Source organism: Umezawaea sp., from assembly GCF_036375055.1.
GTDB lineage: Bacteria > Actinomycetota > Actinomycetes > Mycobacteriales > Pseudonocardiaceae > Umezawaea.
Map to the genome: position 1 here is coordinate 58,453 of NZ_DASUSQ010000026.1, position 18,613 is coordinate 77,065.

At 74.4% G+C, this 18,613-nt stretch carries 17 protein-coding genes; 15 read left to right on the plus strand and 2 right to left on the minus strand.

Features of this window, described 5'->3' with window-relative positions; genetic code table 11:
• Positions 1-62 precede the first annotated feature (62 nt).
• The 4 genes from VFZ92_RS08535 (at position 63) to VFZ92_RS08550 (ending at position 4,030) form a co-directional block, all read left to right on the plus strand.
• Positions 63-1,301 (plus strand): sensor histidine kinase, encoded by a 1,239-nt coding sequence (locus tag VFZ92_RS08535; RefSeq protein ID WP_330875267.1) that lies wholly within the window; start codon positions 63-65, stop codon positions 1,299-1,301.
• Positions 1,298-1,981: a response regulator transcription factor gene (locus VFZ92_RS08540; protein ID WP_330875268.1), complete on the plus strand. Its 684-nt coding sequence runs from the start codon at positions 1,298-1,300 to the stop codon at positions 1,979-1,981. The genes VFZ92_RS08535 and VFZ92_RS08540 overlap by 4 nt, the downstream gene beginning before the upstream one ends.
• A 674-nt stretch (positions 1,982-2,655) precedes the next feature.
• Positions 2,656-3,402, plus strand: a complete 747-nt coding sequence (locus tag VFZ92_RS08545) for a class I SAM-dependent methyltransferase (protein ID WP_330875269.1) — start codon at positions 2,656-2,658, stop codon at positions 3,400-3,402.
• Positions 3,403-3,451: 49 nt separating this feature from the next.
• On the plus strand, positions 3,452-4,030 hold the full coding sequence (locus VFZ92_RS08550) for a sigma-70 family RNA polymerase sigma factor (RefSeq protein WP_330875312.1): 579 nt from the start codon (positions 3,452-3,454) through the stop codon (positions 4,028-4,030).
• Between the two features lie 127 nt (positions 4,031-4,157).
• Here VFZ92_RS08550 and VFZ92_RS08555 read toward each other — a convergent pair whose 3' ends face one another.
• Positions 4,158-4,910, minus strand: a complete 753-nt coding sequence (locus VFZ92_RS08555; RefSeq protein WP_330875270.1) for a zf-HC2 domain-containing protein — start codon at positions 4,908-4,910, stop codon at positions 4,158-4,160.
• A gap of 64 nt (positions 4,911-4,974) precedes the next feature.
• On the opposite strand from VFZ92_RS08555, the gene VFZ92_RS08560 reads away from it, so the two are divergent.
• The 7 genes from VFZ92_RS08560 to VFZ92_RS08590 all read left to right on the plus strand — a co-directional run bounded on the left by VFZ92_RS08560 (position 4,975) and on the right by VFZ92_RS08590 (position 13,240).
• Positions 4,975-5,541, plus strand: a complete 567-nt coding sequence (locus tag VFZ92_RS08560) for a sigma-70 family RNA polymerase sigma factor (protein ID WP_330875271.1) — start codon at positions 4,975-4,977, stop codon at positions 5,539-5,541.
• Positions 5,542-5,646: 105 nt separating this feature from the next.
• Entirely contained in the window at positions 5,647-6,705 is a 1,059-nt protein-coding gene (locus tag VFZ92_RS08565; RefSeq protein WP_330875272.1) for an ABC transporter substrate-binding protein, read from the plus strand.
• A 3-nt stretch (positions 6,706-6,708) separates the two neighbouring features.
• Complete coding sequence (locus VFZ92_RS08570; protein ID WP_330875273.1) at positions 6,709-7,776, plus strand: iron ABC transporter permease; 1,068 nt, start codon at positions 6,709-6,711, stop codon at positions 7,774-7,776.
• Positions 7,777-8,574, plus strand: a complete 798-nt coding sequence (locus VFZ92_RS08575) for an ABC transporter ATP-binding protein (protein WP_330875274.1) — start codon at positions 7,777-7,779, stop codon at positions 8,572-8,574.
• A gap of 107 nt (positions 8,575-8,681) precedes the next feature.
• Entirely contained in the window at positions 8,682-10,109 is a 1,428-nt protein-coding gene (locus VFZ92_RS08580; protein ID WP_330875275.1) for a PepSY domain-containing protein, read from the plus strand.
• A gap of 174 nt (positions 10,110-10,283) precedes the next feature.
• Positions 10,284-12,026: a hypothetical protein gene (locus VFZ92_RS08585; protein ID WP_330875276.1), complete on the plus strand. Its 1,743-nt coding sequence runs from the start codon at positions 10,284-10,286 to the stop codon at positions 12,024-12,026.
• Positions 12,027-12,043: 17 nt separating this feature from the next.
• Positions 12,044-13,240 (plus strand): VWA domain-containing protein, encoded by a 1,197-nt coding sequence (locus tag VFZ92_RS08590; protein WP_330875277.1) that lies wholly within the window; start codon positions 12,044-12,046, stop codon positions 13,238-13,240.
• A 95-nt stretch (positions 13,241-13,335) separates the two neighbouring features.
• On the opposite strand, the gene VFZ92_RS08595 is transcribed toward VFZ92_RS08590, so the two are convergent.
• Complete coding sequence (locus VFZ92_RS08595; protein WP_330875278.1) at positions 13,336-13,902, minus strand: hypothetical protein; 567 nt, start codon at positions 13,900-13,902, stop codon at positions 13,336-13,338.
• A 144-nt stretch (positions 13,903-14,046) separates the two neighbouring features.
• Here VFZ92_RS08595 and VFZ92_RS08600 point away from each other — a divergent pair, with 144 nt between their 5' ends.
• From VFZ92_RS08600 to VFZ92_RS08615, 4 genes are all read left to right on the plus strand, one after another.
• Positions 14,047-14,739, plus strand: a complete 693-nt coding sequence (locus VFZ92_RS08600) for a TetR/AcrR family transcriptional regulator (RefSeq protein WP_330875279.1) — start codon at positions 14,047-14,049, stop codon at positions 14,737-14,739.
• Positions 14,740-14,832: 93 nt separating this feature from the next.
• Positions 14,833-15,423: a (2Fe-2S)-binding protein gene (locus VFZ92_RS08605; RefSeq protein WP_330875280.1), complete on the plus strand. Its 591-nt coding sequence runs from the start codon at positions 14,833-14,835 to the stop codon at positions 15,421-15,423.
• Positions 15,424-16,404, plus strand: a complete 981-nt coding sequence (locus VFZ92_RS08610) for a xanthine dehydrogenase family protein subunit M (RefSeq protein WP_330875281.1) — start codon at positions 15,424-15,426, stop codon at positions 16,402-16,404.
• Positions 16,401-18,608, plus strand: a complete 2,208-nt coding sequence (locus VFZ92_RS08615) for a xanthine dehydrogenase family protein molybdopterin-binding subunit (RefSeq protein WP_330875282.1) — start codon at positions 16,401-16,403, stop codon at positions 18,606-18,608. The genes VFZ92_RS08610 and VFZ92_RS08615 overlap by 4 nt, the downstream gene beginning before the upstream one ends.
• The last annotated feature ends 5 nt before the right edge of the window (positions 18,609-18,613 follow it).

Consider the following 18,613-nt stretch of genomic DNA (forward strand, 5'->3'; position numbering starts at 1 on the left):
GTGGTGGCGCATCCCCTGGGGTGTGACTCCCCCGGTTCCGGGGGGCCAGCACAATGGCTCCCATGACCAGCAGTGCGACGGAGGCGGTCGGGACGCCGGTCCGCCGGGTACCGGGGCGCGACCGCGACGTGGCGCGGTCCCTGACGCGCCAGTCGGTCCTGGTGGCGGCCGTGTGCCTGCTCACCGACGCGGTGAGCTTCCTGACCAGGGGACCCGAGAGCGTGGGGGCGTTCGAGGCGCTGCTCCTGGTCGTGATCGTCGTCGCGGACGCCGCCCTGGCCTCGTCGCCCCGGTACTCGGGCTGGGTCGCGCTCGCGCAGGGCGCCCTGGTCCCGGTGCTGGCGGTCGTCCTGCCGGGCCGCAGCGCGACCACCGCCGGGCTGCTGGTGTCCGCCTACCGGTCGGGCGCCTGGCTGCGGAACCTGCCCGCCGGGCTCTCGCTGATCGCACTGGGCACCGGCGTGCTGGTGTCGCTGTGGATCAGCGGGTCGAGGGACCCCCTGGCCGTGCTGACCCTGGTGACCGCCAACTCCGTGCTGCCGTGGCTGGTCGGCCGCTACACCACCGCGCGCAAGGCCCACGTCGACGAGCTGCGCCGCCAGCGGGAGGACGCGCTGCGCGACGCGCGCGCCGAGGTGGCCAGGGCGGTGGCCAGGGAGCGCGAGGCCATCGCCAACGACCTGCACGACGTCATCTCCCACCACGTCAGCGCGATCGGCGTCCACGCCGCCGCGGCCAGGCTGAACCTGGACGACCGGGACTCCGCGGCCTCGGGCGCGGGTCCGGTGACCACGTCGCTCACGGCGGTGGAGGCGTCCAGCCGGGCGGCGATGGTGGACCTGCGCAGGCTGCTCGACCTGCTGCACGAGGGCGACGACTCCGCGCAGCCCGGCCTCGGCAAGCTCCAGGAGCTGTTCGACGGCGTCCGGAACTCCGGTCTCCGGGTGGCCTTCGCCGTCTACGACGACCCGCGCCCGGTGCCGAGCGCCGTCGACACCGCGCTGTACCGGGTGGCGCAGGAGATGATGACCAACGCGCTGCGGCACGGCGACGGGACGGCGGTGCGGGTGGAACTGGAGTACGGCCGCGACCACGTGGTGCTCACCGCCCGCAACCGGGTCGCCTCCGAGGCGGTGCTCGCGGAGCGCGGTTCCCTGGTGGGGCAACGGGGTTCGGCTCGCGGGCTGGAGGGGATCGGGAAGCGCGCGGAGAGCCTCGGCGGTTCCGCGACCTCCGGCCTCGTCGAGGACGGGCAGTTCTGGGAGACCAGCGTGACGATGCCGATCGGAAGCGGAACATGACCCTGCGCATCGTGATCGCCGACGACCACGCGATGTTCCGCTCCGGCCTGCGGGCCGTGCTGGACGCCCAGCCGGACATGAGCTGCGTCGCGGACGTCGGCGACGGCTACAGCGCCGTCGAGGCGACCCGGAACCTGCGGCCCGACCTGGTGATCCTCGACGTGCGGATGCCCAAGCTCGACGGGCTCGCGGCGGCCCGCGAACTCATGTCGTCGGGGTTCCGCGACCTCAAGGTCGTGCTGCTCACCACGTTCGACGCCGACGACTACGTGCACGAGGCGCTGGCGTCGGGCGTGAGCGGCTTCGTGCTGAAGAGCCTGCCGCCCGAGGAACTGGTGACCGCGATCCGCGTCGCCGCGCGGGGCGACACCTACATCGACCCGTCGATCACCCGCCGCCTCGCCCCCCGGCTGGCCGACGTGCTGACGCCCACCGCCGGGCCCAGGAGCACGGCACCGGGGGTGGACCGGCTCACCGCGCGCGAGCACGAGGTGTTCCTGCTGATGGCGGCCGGCCTGTCCAACGCCGAGATCTGCGACCAGCTCTACGTCGGCGGTCAGACCGTCAAGACCCACGTGTCGCGCGTGCTGGCGAAGCTCGGGCTGCGGGACCGCGTGCACGCCGTGCGCTTCGCCCACCACCACGGCCTGATCGGGCAGGACGACACCTCCGGCCTGTGACGGACCCGGAACCGTCGGTGCTGTCCGGCAGCGTCGTCCTGGGAGTGGACGCAGGAGGCCGTCGCGGGTGGTTCGGACGGGGGTCCGCGTTCGGCGACCGCCGAGGAGCGGGCGAACGCCAGGCGGGCGGTGTCGCCGCGCGCGGCGCTGGTGGACCTGCCGCACGTCCTGGAGGGCGGGGTGCCCGGCGCGGCGGCCCACCAGGCGGCCGTGCGGCTGCTGCCCGCCGGGCACCGGGCCCAGGGCGGCGCACCCGGCAGGCGCGCGGTGGGACCCGTCCACCGGCACCTGGTCGGTGGACGACGCGGCGGCGGTGCGCGCCCTGGAGCCCCGCGACGGGCGCGGCCCGCCACCCGCGGAGGTGGTGGACGCGTTCCTGTCCGTGCACGCCGAGCGCGCCGCGCGTCCGCTGGTCGAGGAGCTGCACGCCCGCGCCGGCACGCGGAACGGCGGTACCGCCCGCAGTTCGAGCCGCCTGCGGCGCGTGCGGCCGACGCGACCGGGCGCATCCCCGCCGCCGGCCGCACGGTCCTGGGCTCCGGGGCGGCGGGCCCAGGGGAAGGGCTCGGCGCGACGGGCCGGTCGTTCGGCGGGGACCCGGTCCAGGTCGCTGTTGCCAGTGTTTGGCAGTAAGCTTCGTCACATCGGGAGCCGAGCGGCGGAGGACGAACGTGGTGGACCAGGTGGTCGCGGAGCGGTGGGTCGAGCGGTGGGACCGCCAGCAGGAGCGCTACGTCGCCGACCGCGAGGAGCGGTTCCGGGTGATCGGCGACGTCGTCGAGCACGTGTGCGCCGCCGTGGAGGCACCGGTGGTCGTGGACCTCGGGTGCGGGCCCGGTTCGCTGTCGACGCGGCTGCACGCCCGCGTGCCCGCCGCGAGGGTCGTCGGGGTCGACGCGGACCCGTTCCTGCTGGCCCTGGCCCGCGCGGGTCGGACGCCGGTCGAGTACGTGCGGGCGGAACTCGGTGAGCCCGGCTGGGTGGAGGCCCTCGGTGTCGGGTCCGGGTGGGACGCGGCGGTGTCGACCACGGCGCTGCACTGGATCGCGGCCGAACGCCTGGAGGGCGTCTACCGCGACCTCGCCGCGGCGATCCGGCCCGGCGGTGTGCTGGTCAACGGCGACCACCTCCACGACGAGCGGCCCGCGCTGCGGGAGCTGGCCGAGGTCGTCCGCCACCGGCGGGCCGAGCGCGCGGGGGTCGTCGAGAACGAGGAGTGGTCGGCCTGGTGGGACGCCGTCCGCGCCGATCCCGAGCTGAGCGGTGCGTTCACCGGCGAGCGACCCCGAGCCGAGAACGACGGCCGCGGCAACGGGCTGAGCGCGCGCTGGCACGTGGAGGCGCTGCGGCGGGCCGGGTTCGCCGAGGTGGGCGTGGTGTGGCAGTCCGGTGACGACCACGTGGTGGTCGCGGTGCGCTGACGGGAGGTTGAACGTCCGGTCCGGCCGTTCCGTAGTCCTCGTCGTGAGGCTGCTGCGGAACGACGACGCCGAGATCACCCGGTTGGCGCTGGAGGCCCGTTCCGGGGACCGGTCGGCGACCGAGCGGTTCGTGCGCGCGACCCAGGCCGACGTCTGGCGCTTCGTCGCGCACCTGGCGGGCGACGCTCAACTCGCCGACGACCTGGCGCAGGAGACGTTCCTGCGCGCGCTGCCGAGCCTCGCGCGCTTCCAGGCCAGGTCGTCGGCCAGGACGTGGCTGCTGTCGATCGCGCGGCGGGTGGTGGCCGACCACCTCCGGTCGGTGAAGGTCCGGCCCAGGGTGGACGGCCACGACGACTGGCGGACCGCGGCCGAACTGGCGCAGCCGGACGCGGGACCGGGCTTCGCCGACCGCGTCGCGCTGCACGACGCCGTGTCCTCGCTCGACCCCGACCGCGGGGCGGCGTTCGTGCTCACCCAGGCGCTCGGCCTGTCCTACGCCGAGGCCGCGGAGGTGTGCGACTGCCCGGTGGGGACGATCCGGTCGCGCGTGGCCAGGGCCCGCGAGGACCTGGTGGCGCTGCTGCGCGACGACGACCGGTCGGGCCGGGAGCGGTCGGCGGGCTGACGCCGCGGGGCACCCCGCCGACCGCCGGTGAGGCGACGACACACCGACCGCGACACACCGAGGCGCTCCGGCGCCGAGACGGCCTGACGACGTGACGGTTCGGCGGGGCGGCGACGCGGCAGAGCCGTCAGGCGGCGTGCTTGCCGCTCACCGGGCGCAGGTGTCGCCACCGGGGACTTCCGCCGTGCACCCGCCGCGCCGGGCCGTCCTGCGCGCCCCCGTCGTCGACGGGGAGGGGTGTGCCGTCCGGGCCGGTCGCGCGGGCGCCGTCCTCCGGGGTGCGGCCCGTGCGGTGCACGACCAGCAGCACCACCAGGCCCAGCACCAGGAACGCGTGCGAGGTGATCCGCGACAGCGGCGCGGTGCCCGTGACCAGGTCGTGCGCGGAGAAGGGCGTGAGCACCGCGACGAACCCGGCCATCACCGGGAGCAGCCCGGTGCTCGCGCTGGGGCGCAGGGCGGTCCACAGCATCCCCAGGCCGAGGGCGAGGTTCCACGCGGTGCTCTCGTTGAACAGGTGCGTCGACCCCGCCCCGTGGCCTGCGTGGGCGTCCCCGGCGTTCACCCCGAAGACCTGGGCCAACCCGAGCGTCAGCTGGGCGACGGCCACGCCCGCCAGCACGGCGCGCGGGTACCAGCCGCGGGTCGGCCGCGCGGCGGGCGGCACGGGCGGTGCGGCGGCCAGCACCTGCGCGGCGAGGTCCGGGACGTCGACCGCCGGGCGCAGGCGCAGACCGCGCGTCAGCGCCGCCGCGTCCTGCTGCCACCGCCTGCACGCGGCGCAGGACTCCAGGTGCGCGTCGGTCACCCCGGCGGGCACGGGTTCGGCCTCGCCGTCCGATCGCGCCGACAGGGCTTCTCGGCAGATGTCGCAGTCCACGTGGAGATTGTCGCTCCAAGCGGAGCAGAAGTTCCCTCCCGGCTCTGGGTTAACCTCATCGACCGTGTCCACTACACGCGACGACGACGCGGTGACGGCCAGTGCGCTGGCCGCCGGAGCAGGCGATCGGGCGGCGCTCGAACGGTTCGTCCGCACCACCCAGCGCGACGTGTGGAGACTCGTGGCGCACCTCGCGAGCGTCCGGGAGGCCGACGACCTGACGCAGGAGGTCTACCTCCGCGCCCTGCGCAGCCTCCCCGGTTTCGAGGGCAGGTCGTCCGCCCGCACCTGGCTGCTGTCGATCGCCCGCCGCACGGTGGTCGACCACGTGCGGGCCGCGGTGGCCAGGCCGTCGATCGCGTGGGCCGCCGACTACGTGAAGGTGTCCGACGCCCGCGTCCGGGAGCGGAACCGCACCGGGTTCGAGGACGTCGTCGACCTGAACGTGCTGCTCGACGGCCTCACGCCCGAGCGCCGCGAGGCCCTCGTGCTGACCCAGGTGTTCGGCCTGTCCTACGTCGAGGTGGCGGAGGTCTGCGGCTGTCCGATCGGGACGGTCCGCTCCCGCGTCGCGCGGGCCCGCGACGACCTGCTGCGAGCGGGCGGCCAGGAGGACTCCGGGGTCGTGTGATCCCGAGGTCCACCCCGGACCGCGGACGGCGGGAACCGAACGCGGAACCGATCCGACTACTCGATCAGCGGTCCGGTGAGGACCGGACGAGACGGGAGTCGGTTCGTGGTCGGTCGAGCGCTGCGCGGTGCAGCCGTCGCTTCGGTGTTCCTGCTCTCGGCGTGCGGCGGTGGCCCGCCCTCCGCCGCACCGCCCGCCCCGGCCGGGGCGGGGTTCCCGGTGGAGCTGGAGAACTGCCGGGGAGCGAGGATCAGCTTCGACTCCGCGCCGTCGAGGATCGTGACCAGCAACGCCTCCAGCCTGGAGGTGCTGTTCTGGCTCGGCGCGCAGGAGAAGGTGCTGGGCACCGGGTTCCCGCCCGCCGCGGGCACCATGCCCGAGGAGTTCGCCGAGGCGGCGGCGAAGGTCCCCGTGCTGGGGGACCGGGTGATCGCCAAGGAGAAGCTGCTCGGCTCCGGCGCCGACCTGTACATCGACACGTTCAGCGGCATGGGCGCGATGGGTGGCGCCGCGGGCGTCGCGCCCACCGAGGAGGAGTTCGCCGCCGTCGGCGTCAAGCACCTGTTCCTCCGGTCCACGGCCTGCCCGGCGGACGCGGGCCGCGCGGTCACGGACCTGTCGGGGGTCCAGGAGGACATCAGGCGGCTGGGCGCGGTGACCGGCACCGCGGCCAGGGCCGGGGAACTCGTCGCAGGCATGGAGCGCACGACCGGCGAGGTCCGCGCCGCCCTCGCGGGCGTGCCCGAGGGCGAGCGCCCCACCTACTACTTCTTCGACGTGGGCGCGACCCCCGGCCAGCCGGTCGCGGCGTGCAACCAGCAGGTCGCCAACGCGGTGATCACCCTGGCGGGCGCGCGCAACGTCTACGGCGACTGCTCGGGCGGGTTCAAGCCGGTGGGCTGGGAGGACGTCGTCGCCCGGAACCCCGACTGGATCCAGCTCGGCGTGCGCAACCGGGGTGACGCGCGGGCCAACCAGGCCGGGTTCGACGAGGCGGTCAGGTTCCTCAAGGAGTTCCCCGCCACCGCGGGCCTCGAGGCCGTCCGCGAGGACCGGTTCCTGCGGATCCCGTCCGAGCGCACCACGATCGCGAGCGTGCGCAACGCCGACACCGTCCGGGAGATCGCGGCGACGCTGCACCCCGACCTGGTCAAGGCGGGCTGACGGGTGGTGGTGCTGCCGTCCCGCCGCGAGCGGGACCGGACCGGCGACTCCTCGGCCGCACGGGCCGGTCTCGTCTCGGCGGTGCTGGTCGTGGCCCTCGTGGTGCTCCTCAGCGTGGCCGTGTCGCTGGGCTCCAGCACGATCCCGGTCGGCGACGTGTGGGCGGCGGTGTGGCGCGGGCTGACCGGCGCCGCTCCCGTGGCCGGGACGTCGGACGTCATCGTCTGGCAGCTCCGCGTCCCGCGCGCGCTGCTGGCCGCGGTCGTCGGCGCGGGACTGGGGCTGGTCGGCACGGCGGTGCAGGCGCTGGTGCGCAACCCCCTCGCCGACCCGTACCTGCTGGGCATCTCCTCCGGCGCCTCCCTGGGCGCCGTCGCGGCCATCGTGTTCGGCGCGAGCGCGGGAGGGCTGGCGGAGCTCGGCCTGTCCGGTGCCGCGTTCGTCGGCGCGCTCCTGTCGTTCAGCCTGGTGTGGACGATGGCCCGCCGCGGCGGCGGCTTCTCCCCGCTGCGCCTGGTCCTCGCGGGCGTGGGCATCGGGCAGTTCCTGTCCGGCATCACCAGCTACCTGGTCCTCCAGACCGCCGACGAGCAGCAGACGAGGGGCGTCCTGTTCTGGCTGATGGGCAACCTCGGCGGGGCGAGGTGGGACCTGCTCGCCGTGCCCGCGCTCGCCGTGGTGCTCGTCGGCCTGCTGCTCCAGTCCCGCGCCCGCGGCCTCAACGCCCTGCTGATGGGCGACGAGACCGCGGCGGGACTGGGAATCGACGTGTCCAGGCTGCGGAGGGAGCTGTTCGTCGCCACCAGCCTGCTGACCGGCGTGCTCGTGGCCGTCTCGGGCGCGATCGGGTTCGTCGGGCTGATGGTCCCGCACGTGTGCCGCCTGGTCGTCGGCGGCGACCACCGCCGCCTGCTGCCCGTGGCCGCCCTGTTCGGGGCCGTGCTGCTGGTGGCGGTCGACGTCGTCGCCCGCACGGCCCTGGAGACGCAGGAACTGCCCGTAGGCGTGGTCACCGCGTTCATCGGCGCCCCGACCCTGCTGTACCTGCTCGACCGGAAGCTGGAGAAGTAGATGCGCCTGGACGTCGAGGACCTCCACGTCACCCTGTCCGGCCGCAGCGTGGTGTCGGGCGTCCACCTGTTCGCCGCCGACGGCGAGGTCGTCGGGCTCGTGGGGCCCAACGGCAGCGGCAAGTCCACCGTGCTGCGCACCGTCTACCGGCACCTGCGCCCGACCTCGGGACGGGTGCTGCTCGACGACGCCGACGTGCTGGGGCTGACCGCGCGGCAGGCCGCCCGGCACGTCGCCGCCCTGCCCCAGGAGCGCGGCACGGACTTCGAGCTGTCCGTCCGGGAGGTCGTCGCGATGGGCCGCACGCCCTACAAGCGCGCGTTCGCGGGCGACGACCCGGAGGACCGGCGGATCATCACCACCGCCCTGGAGCAGGTCGGCATGGCCGCCGACGCCGGGCGCGGGTTCTCCACGCTGTCCGGCGGCGAGCGCCAGCGGGTGCTGCTGGCGCGCGCGTTCACCCAGCAGCCCGACGTCCTGGTGCTCGACGAGCCCACCAACCACCTCGACGTGCGGCACCAGGTCGAACTGCTGTCCCTGCTGCGCGAGCACCGCCGCACCACGTTCGTCGCCCTGCACGACCTCAACGCCGCGGCCTCGGTCTGCGACCGGCTGCACGTCCTGCACGACGGCGCGGTCGTGGCCTCCGGGACGCCGCGCGAGGTGCTGACCGGTGACCTCATGGCCTCGGTGTTCGGCGTGCGGGCGGCGGTGGTGGACCACCCGCTCACCGGTGACCCGCTGATCGCCTTCGACCACCGCACCCCGGCGAGCGCGGTCGCGGCGCGGCCCACCTGATCCCACCGGGGCCGGGACCGCCCCGACGATCTCGAAGTCCGCGGGAACCGAACGGCTCCCGCGGACGACTACTGCGTCAGGTCCCCACTCCCCGCACGAGGTGTCGCATGTCTGCTCCCGCCGTTGAGGCCGAAAGAACCGACGAGACGTCCGGCCCGCCCCGGCTCGCGGTGGCGCCGCTGCTGCGTCGGCTGCACTTCTACGCGGGGGTGCTGGTCGGTCCGTTCCTCGTGATCGCCGCCGCCTCCGGGATGCTGTTCGCGCTCGCGCCGCAGGTCGACGACGTCCTCTACGGCGACGTCCTGGTGGCGTCCCCGGTCGGGGGCGCCCCGCGTCCGCTCGCCGAGCAGGTGGAGGCGGCGCGGGCCGCCGTGCCGGACGGGACGGTGACCGGCGTGCTGGTCGCGGACGACCCGGAGGCCACGACGCGGGTGGTGCTCGCGGAGCCCGGCCTGCCCGAGGAGTACAGCACGACCGTCTACGTCAACCCCTACACCGCCCGGTCGCAGGGGCAGCTGACCACCTGGTTCGGCTCCACGCCCGCCACCACCTGGCTGGACAACCTGCACAGCAACCTGAACCTCGGCGTGCCGGGCACGCTGTACTCGGAGCTGGCGGCGAGCTGGCTGTGGGTGCTGTCCCTGGTGGGGCTGGTGCTGTGGATCGGCAGGCGCCGCACCGCGCGGCGCCGCGTCCGCGCCCTGCTGGTGCCGGAATCGGGCGCGAAGGGCGTGCGGAAGACCCGGTCGTGGCACGCGAGCATCGGCGTGTGGGCACTGGTCGGCGCGCTGTTCCTGTCCGCCACCGGGTTGACCTGGTCGACCTACGCCGGCGAGAACTTCAGCGCGGCGCTCACGGCGCTCGACGCCAAGGCACCCGTGCTCGACACCGCGCTCCCCGGTGCCGCGGGCGGCACCAGCGGGTCCGGTGAGCACTCGGAGCACGGCGGCGGCCAGGAGGGCACCGCACCGGTGGACGCGGCGGCCTTCGACCGGGTGCTCGGCACCGCGCGCGGCGCGGGCCTCGACGGCCCGCTGGAACTCACCGTCCCCGCCGCCGCGGGCACCGCGTGGACGGCGGCGCAGACCGACAACACCTGGCCGGTCCGGCTGGACAAGGTCGCGGTCGACGCCGACGGCTCCGCGGTGACCGCCCGCTCCGACTGGGCCGACCGCCCGTTCCTGGCGAAGCTGTCGTCGCTCGGCATCCAGGCGCACATGGGCGTGCTGTTCGGCGCGGCCAACCAGGCCGTGCTGTTCCTGCTGGCCGCGGCGATCCTCACGGTGGTCGTCCTCGGCTACCGGATGTGGTGGCAGCGCCGACCCACCCGCGCCGACCGCCGGGCACCGCTCGGCACCGCGCCGAAGCGGGGGACGTGGCAGCGGCTCCCGCTGTGGTTCGTCGTCCCCGCGCCGCTGGTGCTGATCCTGGTCGGCTGGGCGATCCCGTTGCTGGGCCTCAGCCTGGTCGCGTTCCTGGTCCTCGACGGGGTGATCGGGTTCGTCCGCTCCCGTCGGCGGGCCGGGGTCGGCTGACCACTCCGGACGACACCCCGGTCGATCGTCCGGCGATCGACCGGGGCGATCGGGTGTCGTCGGCGTCCGGGCGCAGAAATGCGGAACCCCTCGCGCGCAACGGGTGCAGACTGCCTTCCAGTCAAGCGGAAGGCGCCCTGCCGCCCACGACGGTCACGTGCGCGGAGGTCGCGGATGTCCACACCCACCTCGTCGAACCGCGCCACGAGGTCACGGTTCCGGCTCGTCGCGGTCCTCGCCGCCGTCGTGCTGGTGGGGGCCGTCGTCGTGGTGGTCCTGCGGTCCATCCCGGACCACCGCACCACGTTCCTGGTCGACTCGTCCTCCGCGGAGGGCGATCTGGCACCGGTCGCCGGCGCGGTCGGGTCGGCCGCGCGCAACGCGGGTGACGACGACGCCCTCGCCCTGCGCGCGTTCGGCGGCGCCTGCGGCGATCCGGCGAACACCTGGCTACCCGTCGGCACCGCCACCGGCAACGGGCGCGAGATCGGCGAGGCGGCGGGCAAGCTCAGACCGGTCGGCGACGCGACGCTGTTCAGCGGGATCCTCGCCGCCGTCGACGACTTCTCCGGCTGGTACCCGTTCCCCGGTCGGCTGGGCAACCGGGTGGTCGTCGTCTCGACCCACGGTTCCGACGCCTGCGCCGAGGACCAGGCCGCCGGGTTGAAGGCGGTCGAGGACCGGGTCGCCGCGTCCGGGACGCACCTGGACGTCCGGCTCGTCGGCTACCGCGTTCCCGCCGACCAGCGCGAGCCGCTGGCGAAGCTGGCGGTCGCCACCGGGTCGGCCGAGCCGGAGTTCGTGGAGACGGCGGAGGACCTCGGTGGGACGCTGACGCGGTTGGCGGTGCCGGTGTCGTCGGACGCGGCCAAGGTCGGCGTCCCCGAGCCCACCACGTCCACCTCGTCCGTTCCACCGCCACCACCGTTCCGGCCGTTCGCCTACGCGACCGCGACCGGCGTCCGGCTGCGCACCGGTCCCGAGGCCGAGTCGGTGGTGCTGGACCAGGTCTCGGAGAACTCCCCCGGAGTGGGGGAGCCGGTGTGGTCGGCGGACGGGAAGCGGCTGGCCTGGCTCCGCCTCAGCGGGGACGCGGGGCGGACCGTCGTGCTCCACGACGTCGAGACCGGCACCCGGCACACCTGGACCTGCGTGGGCTGCGGTGTCGCGTTCGCCGGGTCCCGCCTGATCGGGACCGAGGCGTCGGGCACCGGCTGGGTGCTCTACCCGGACACCGGCGGCCCGCCGACGCCCGTGGAGATCCCCGGCCTTCCCCCGCGACCCCGGGGTGCCTTGGAGGGGTTCGTGACCAGCTCCCTCGTCACCAGCCGCAGCGGGCGGGGCTACGCCGTGCACGCGGTGGACAACGGGGGCGCAGCGGGTTCCACCGACACCGCCTACCGCGTGCACGAGGACCTGACGGCCACGCGGGCGTTCCAGGTGGACGGTGATCCCCGGCCGTCCCCGCTGGCGGTGAACGAGGACGGGACGCGGTTCGCCTGCGTCACGGACGGGCTCACGCTGGTCGACACGGCGAAGGGGACCGTCGTCACGGGCGAGGACCTCGACTGGCGGGCGACCACGAACCCTGGGGCCGTCGCGGGTCTGCGGTTCCTGCCGGACGGCGACGCCGTCGCCGTGACGCTCGTCGCCCCTCCGGCTCCGCCCGTGCAGCCGGGGTCGTGGTGGAACGCCGTGCGGCCCGCCGCTGTCACCGGCCACCGGTTCACCAACGGCGCCTGGACCAGGTCCGCGCAGGCGGAACCCCTGGTCGAGGACGTCGGTGGAGGCTGGCGGGCCACCCTGACCTTCTCGGGGATCGCCGGGTTCAGCGGCGCGGGCGAGCTGACGCTGACCGAGGAGGGGCGGTCGATCGTGGTCGAGCCGAACGCCGTCGCGATCCTCCCCGCCCCCTGACCGACGGGAGACACCCCGTGGTGGAACCGGAGAGCCCTCGCTCCGAGGCGCACAACACCCTGTCGGCCGAGCACGTGACCACGTCCCTCCAGGTGGGCACCGTGCACGGCGCCGTGGTGGGGACGATCAACTGGTTCGGTGTGCAGGTGCCGCGGTCGGTGGCCAGGGCCGTGATCACCCTGGTCGTGGTCGCGCTGGTGGGCGCCGGGACGTTCGCCGTGGTGACCTGGGTGGTCCCGCTGTTCGCGCCGACGTACAAGACGGAGTTCCTCCTGGACCTCGCCGGGTCGGACACCCCGGACGGGCTCGCGGACAGCACGGCGTCGCTGGCGAAGGCGCTGGGCAACTCCGGTGACCAGGACGCGATGGCGCTCCGCGGGTTCGGCGGGGAGTGCGGCGCGGAGGACAACACGACCCGGCTCGTCGGGTTCGGCGAGGACAACCGGGCGGAGATCGGCGAGGCGGTGCGCGGCCTGTCGGCCTCGGGGAGCGCCACGCTCGTGCGCGGCATCGTGGAGGCGACCGCCGACTTCTCGGACCCGCTGTCGCTGGACGCGACGCAGGTGAACCGGATCATCGTCGTCACCCGGCACGGCGTCGACGCCTGCGACGACGACGCGCGGTTCGTGGAGCGGGAGGTGCGCGACCGGGTGGCCGCCGCCGGGCTCGCGATCGAGTTCCGGTTCGTCGGCTACCAGCTCCCCGCCGAGCACCGCGACCGGCTGACCGCGCTCGCGACGGCCGCGAACGCCCCGCCGCCGCTGCTGGCCGAGAAGCCCGCCGACCTGGACGCGGCACTGGACTGGGTCGCCAACGTCGAACCCGGCCGCCGTTCCGCGCAGCGGGTGGTCGACCTGCTCAACCCGGCCGTCGCGAAGGTCAACGACGCCGCCCAGGCCATCGTGGACGGACGTCTCGACGTGGCGGGCCGCACCCTCGACGGGGTCGAGCCCGTGACGGCCGAGGCGGAGTTCGAGGAGTTGCGCAGCCGGGCCACGACGTCCGCCGCGGTCGACCTGCACGCACGGGCCGTCGACCTCCGCGACCGCCAGGGACGGGTCGTCGCCGCGGCGGTGGAGCTGCTGGCCGCGGCGCGGTCGGGTGCCGCGCTCGACGAGCGGCTCCGGACGTTCAGGGAGGTGGCCGACGACTACAACGCGCAGGTCGACGTGGTGAACGAGGCGTTGGCCGCGCTGCGCCCGCCGGGAGGGTGACCGTCACGGGCGTGCGGGGGAGCGGTGCGCGCCGTCGTCCCGTCCCGCCCGAACGCCGGGCCGTCGGATGACGGCCCGGCTGTTCGCGCGCCGGGTCAGAAACCCTGGTTGCAACTCGGCACGGTGGGGTTGATGTCGAGGGCTGAGATCCGGACGAAGCCCGCGAACGTGTTGCGCGGCACGAAGACGAGCAACGAGTTGGGTTGGTTCGGCGGGAGGTGGCAGAAGGCCCTGAGCTGTTCGCCGACCCGGAGGTCGCCGCCGAAGTTCACGCAGCCGTCCCCGGAGCAGGACCACAGGTTGGTCCGGATCTTCGTCCGCGCGAAGGAACCGGAGAGGGCGCCGCACCGCTCGCGGTTCTCGGTGTCGCCGGTGAAGTTCGCGGCGGGGACGTAGCCGCCGCGACCGAAGGTGGGGTTGGTGTAGGTGAGGTTGAAGCCGCCGTCGGGGTGGGAGCAGTACGTGTCGACGGGCTGGCGGGCGGGCACGGACTGCGCGTCCTTGGCGCAGACCGAGTTGTCGCAGGCCTGGGTGATCGACGCGGCGTCCAACGTCTGCCTCGACTTCGTCGCCGACGCCGTGCCGTTCACGAACACCATTCCCGTCAGCGCGAGCAGGAAGGCCGTGCTGAGCAGCCCGGCGCGCCTGAGCGATTGACGCATGTCTCTCCTCTTCGAGAAGGGTGGCTGTGTTGCCGGGGCAAGCATCGACGGCCGCGTTCATCGAATCGGCATCGTCGCGTTCATCGCGCCGGGCGTTCCAGGACAACGGCGAAGCGGTAACGGCATCCTGTTACCGTCGCCACCATGAAGAGAGACCTGACGCGCGAGCGGATCATCGGAGCCGCCTCCGACCTGCTGGCCGAAGGGGGCCGCGAGGCGCTGTCGACGCGCGCGGTGTGCACCGCGTCCGGGGTGCAGTCGCCCACCCTCTACCGGATCTTCGGCGACAAGCAGGGGCTGCTGGACGCGGTCGCGAGCCACGGGTTCGAGGTCTACCTGCGGAGCAAGACCTCCCTCGTCGAGACAGACGACCCCGTGGAGGACCTGCGGCACGGCTGGGACCTGCACGTGGACTTCGGCGTGCGCAACCCCGCGCTCTACTCGCTGATCTACGGCGACGCCCGGCCCGGCGTCGAGTCTCCCGCCGCGCGGCAGGCGTCCGCCGTGCTCGCCGGGAAGATCAGGCGCGTCGCCGAGGCGGGTCGGCTGCGGGTCACCGAGGAGCGCGCCGCCCACCTGGTGCACGCGGCCGGGTGCGGCATGACGTTCACCCTCATCTCGCTCCCCGAGGCCGAGCGCGACCCGGCGCTGTCGCTGCTCGCCCGCGAGTCGACGATCGCCGCGGTCACCACCGAGGGCGTCGCCCCCGACCGGTCCGGCGTCGACCCGGTCACCACGGCCGTCGCGCTGCGCGCCGTCGTGCCCACCCTGACCGCGCTGAGCGCTCCCGAGCGCGTCCTGCTGGAGGAGTGGCTGAACAGGATCGCCTCCTCCTAGCTGTTTGCATCGATAGCATTTGGACGTTGCCGTCGTTACGTTATCTTTGGTAGCTTTCGAGCGTTGCCATCGATAACAGAAGGAGGCGTCCCGATGTCCGAGGACGAGCCACCGCCCGCCTTCACCCCCACCAGGCGCACCGTGCTCAAGGCCGGTGCCGCGGCCACGGCGACCACCTCGCTGCCCGCGTGGCCGCGGGCCGCGCTCGCCGCGGCCGACGGCACCGTCCGGATCTCCCTGCGCGTCAACGGGACGACCCACGAGCAGGTCCTCGAACCGCGGGTGACGCTGCTCGACGCCCTGCGCGAGCGCCTGGGGCTGACCGGCACCAAGAAGGGCTGCGACCGCGGCGAGTGCGGCGCGTGCACCGTGCTCGCCGACGGGCGGCGGATCAAGTCCTGCCTGACGCTCGCCGTCATGCAGCAGGACCGCGAGATCACCACCGTCGAGGGCCTCGCGGACGGCGAACCGCACCCCGTGCAGGCCGCCTTCCTCCGCCGCGACGCGTTCCAGTGCGGCTTCTGCACACCGGGCCAGATCATGTCGGCCGTCGCGTGCGTCGCGGAGGGGCACACCGGGTCCGACGACGAGATCCGGGACTGGATGAGCGGCAACCTGTGCCGCTGCGGCTGCTACCCCAACATCGTGGCGGCCGTTCGCGACGCCGCGGAGGAGATGACCTGAATGGACTCGTTCGCCTACTCACGCCCCGACCGGACCGAGGACGCCGTCGCCCTCGGCACCGCGCCCGGCTCGCGCTACGTCGCGGGCGGCACCGACCTGCTCAACCTCATGAAGGACGGCGTGCAGCGGCACGACCGCCTGGTCGACATCAACTCCCTGCCGCTGACCGACGTGCGGGTCTCCGACACGCTCGTCCGCCTCGGCTCCCTGAGCCGGATGAGCGACGTCGCCGCGCACGGCGAGGTCGTCCGCAGGCTGCCCGCGCTGGCGCAGGCGCTGCTGGCGAGCGCGTCGCCCCAGGTGCGCAACATGGCCTCCCTGGGCGGGAACCTCCTCCAGCGCACGCGGTGCTGGTACTTCCGCGACCCCGCCATGCCGTGCAACAAGCGGGACCCCGGCAGCGGGTGCGCCGCGCTGGACGGGGTGAACCGGTGGCACGCCGTCCTCGGCGGCAGCGACCACTGCATCGCGGTCCACCCGTCCGACCTGGCCGTGGCCCTCACCGCCCTGGAGGCCACGGTGCGCGTCGTCGGCGCCGACGGCCCCCGCGAGATCCCCGTGGCGGAGTTCTACCCGCCGCCGGGCGACACCCCGCACGTGGAGTCCACCCTGCGGCCGGGTGAGCTGATCACCGGCGTGGACGTGCCCGTGACGGAGCTGGCCCGGAGTTCGCGGTACCTGAAGGTCCGCGACCGGGCGACGTTCGAGTTCGCCGTGGTCTCCGTGGCCGCCGCCGTGCTGCTGAGCGGCGACGTGGTGCGCGAGGCGCGCCTGGTGTTCGGCGGGGTCGCGCCGCGGCCGTGGCGGTCGCGCGAGGCGGAGCGGGAACTCGTCGGCAGGCGCCTGGACGACCCGGCGATCAGCGCCGCCGTCACCGCGCTGGTGCGCGACGCCGTGCCGCGCGAGCACAACGCCTTCAAGGTGCCGCTGCTCCAGCGCGCCACCACCGACGTCCTGCGACGGTTCAGGAGGACCCGATGAGCCCGTCCGTGGTCGGTCGACCCCTCACGCGGGTGGACGGCATGGCCAAGGTCACCGGGGCCGCCCGGTACGCCGCCGACGCCGACGTGCCGGGCGTGACCCACGCCGTCCTGGTGACGAGCACCGTCGCGCGCGGTCGCGTCACCGCGCTGGACACCGCCGCGGCGCAGGCCGCTCCCGGTGTGCTCGGCGTCGTCACCCACCTGACCATGCCCCGGCTCACCGTGCCCGGCCCGACGGCGGCCTACCTCAAGCGGTTCCTGCCCGTGCAGGACGACGTGGTCCGGCACGCGGGCCAGCCCGTGGCGGTCGTCGTGGCGGAGACCCTGGAGCAGGCGCGGCACGCCGCGACCCAGGTCCGGGTGACCTACCGGGCGGAACCGCCGCGGGTCGTGCTCGCCGACTCGATGGGCGAGGCCTACGTGCCACCACCGGGCAACGACGGCCCCAACGACTACCAGCGCGGCGACGTCGCGGCCGGGTTCGCCGCCGCGGACGTGGTGGTCGAGACCGCGTGCACGACCCCGTTGCAGCACCACAACGCCCTGGAGCCGTCGGCGACGGTGGCCGAGTGGACCGGCGACCGGCTGACCGTGCACGAGTCCACGCAGGGCATCACCAACACCCAGAACGCGCTGGTGCAGGCGTTCGGCCTGCCGAGGGAGAACGTCCGGGTCGTCACGCCCCACGTCGGCGGCGGGTTCGGCGCCAAGGGACCGGTGTGGCCGCACACCGTGCTCGCCGCGGCGGTCGCCCGGCAGGTCGGCAGGCCCGTCAAGCTCGTCCTGTCCCGCGCGGACACCTACACCTCCAACGGCCACCGCGCCGAGACCCGGCAGGCGCTGCGCCTCGGGGCGACCCGCGACGGCGGGCTGACCGCGGTCGAGCACGTCGTGACGCAGCAGGTGTCGCGCACGGAGGAGGCGCTGTTCAACAGCTCCGAGCCCACCCGGATGCTCTACGCCTGCCCGAACGTGCGCTCCACCCAGCGCGCCGTGCGCCTGGACCTGGCCACCGGCAGCTTCGTGCGGTCACCGGAGGCGGCGACCTCCCACGCGCTGGAGTCCGCGATGGACGAGCTGAGCTACGCGCTCGGCGTGGACCCGGTGGAGCTGCGGCTGCGCAACTTCTCGGACACCAACCAGGAGACCGGGGTCCGGCACGGCAGCAACCACCTGCGCGAGTGCTACGAGGAGGGCGCGCGCCGGTTCGGCTGGTCGCGCCGCGACCCCCGGCCGGGGTCCACCCGCGACGGTGCCGAACTGGTCGGCCTCGGCATGGCCACGGCCGCGCACACGGCCGGTGGGCGTCCCGGTTCCGGGGCCACCGTGACGATCTCGCTCGACGGCACCGCGACCATCCGCTCGGGCACGCAGGACATCGGCACGGGCACCCGCACGGTCATGGGCCAGGTCGGGGCCGAGGTGCTCGGCCTGCCCGCCCACGACGTCACGTTCCTCCTGGGCGACACGGACTTCCCTCCCGCGTTCGCCTCGGCGGCCTCGGCCACCGTGCCGAGCGTCGGCAGCGGTGTGGTCAGGGCGGCCACCGCGGCCCGCGAGCAGGTGGTCGCCGCCGCCGTCGCCGACGGGGGAGGGCCGCTGCACGGTGTGCCGCCGGAGCGCGTCAGCACGGCCGACGGGTACCTGTTCGTGGCCGACCAGCCCCGGCGGCGGGTCTCCTACCGGGACGTGCTGCGCCGCCTCGGCAGGCCGGTCGAGGTCACCAGCAACCCGGTCCCGGTGCCGCTGGCCTACTCGGTGGGCGCGGTGTTCGTCGAGGTGCGCGTCGACCCGGTGGTGGGGCGGGTGCGCGTCCGCAGGGTCGTCGGGGTCTTCGACACCGGTCGGGTCCTGAACCGGCAGACCGTCCGCAGCCAGGCCATCGGTGGGGCGGTCTGGGGCATCGGGTTCACCCTCACCGAGCACACCCTGGTGGACCCGCACCTCGGCCGGGTGCTCACGCCGAACCTGTCCGGCTACCTCGTGCCGGTCAACGCCGACGTGCCGGAGGTCGACGTGAGCTTCATCGACCGGCCGGACCCGGCCAGCCCCGCGCTCGGCGCCCGCGGCTTCGGCGAGACCCCGATGACCGGCGTCACCGCCGCCATCGGCAACGCCGTGCACCACGCCATCGGGCGCCGGATCACCGACCTGCCCATCACCCAGGACAAGGTCATCGCCGCGCTGTCCGAACAGAACTGAGGAAT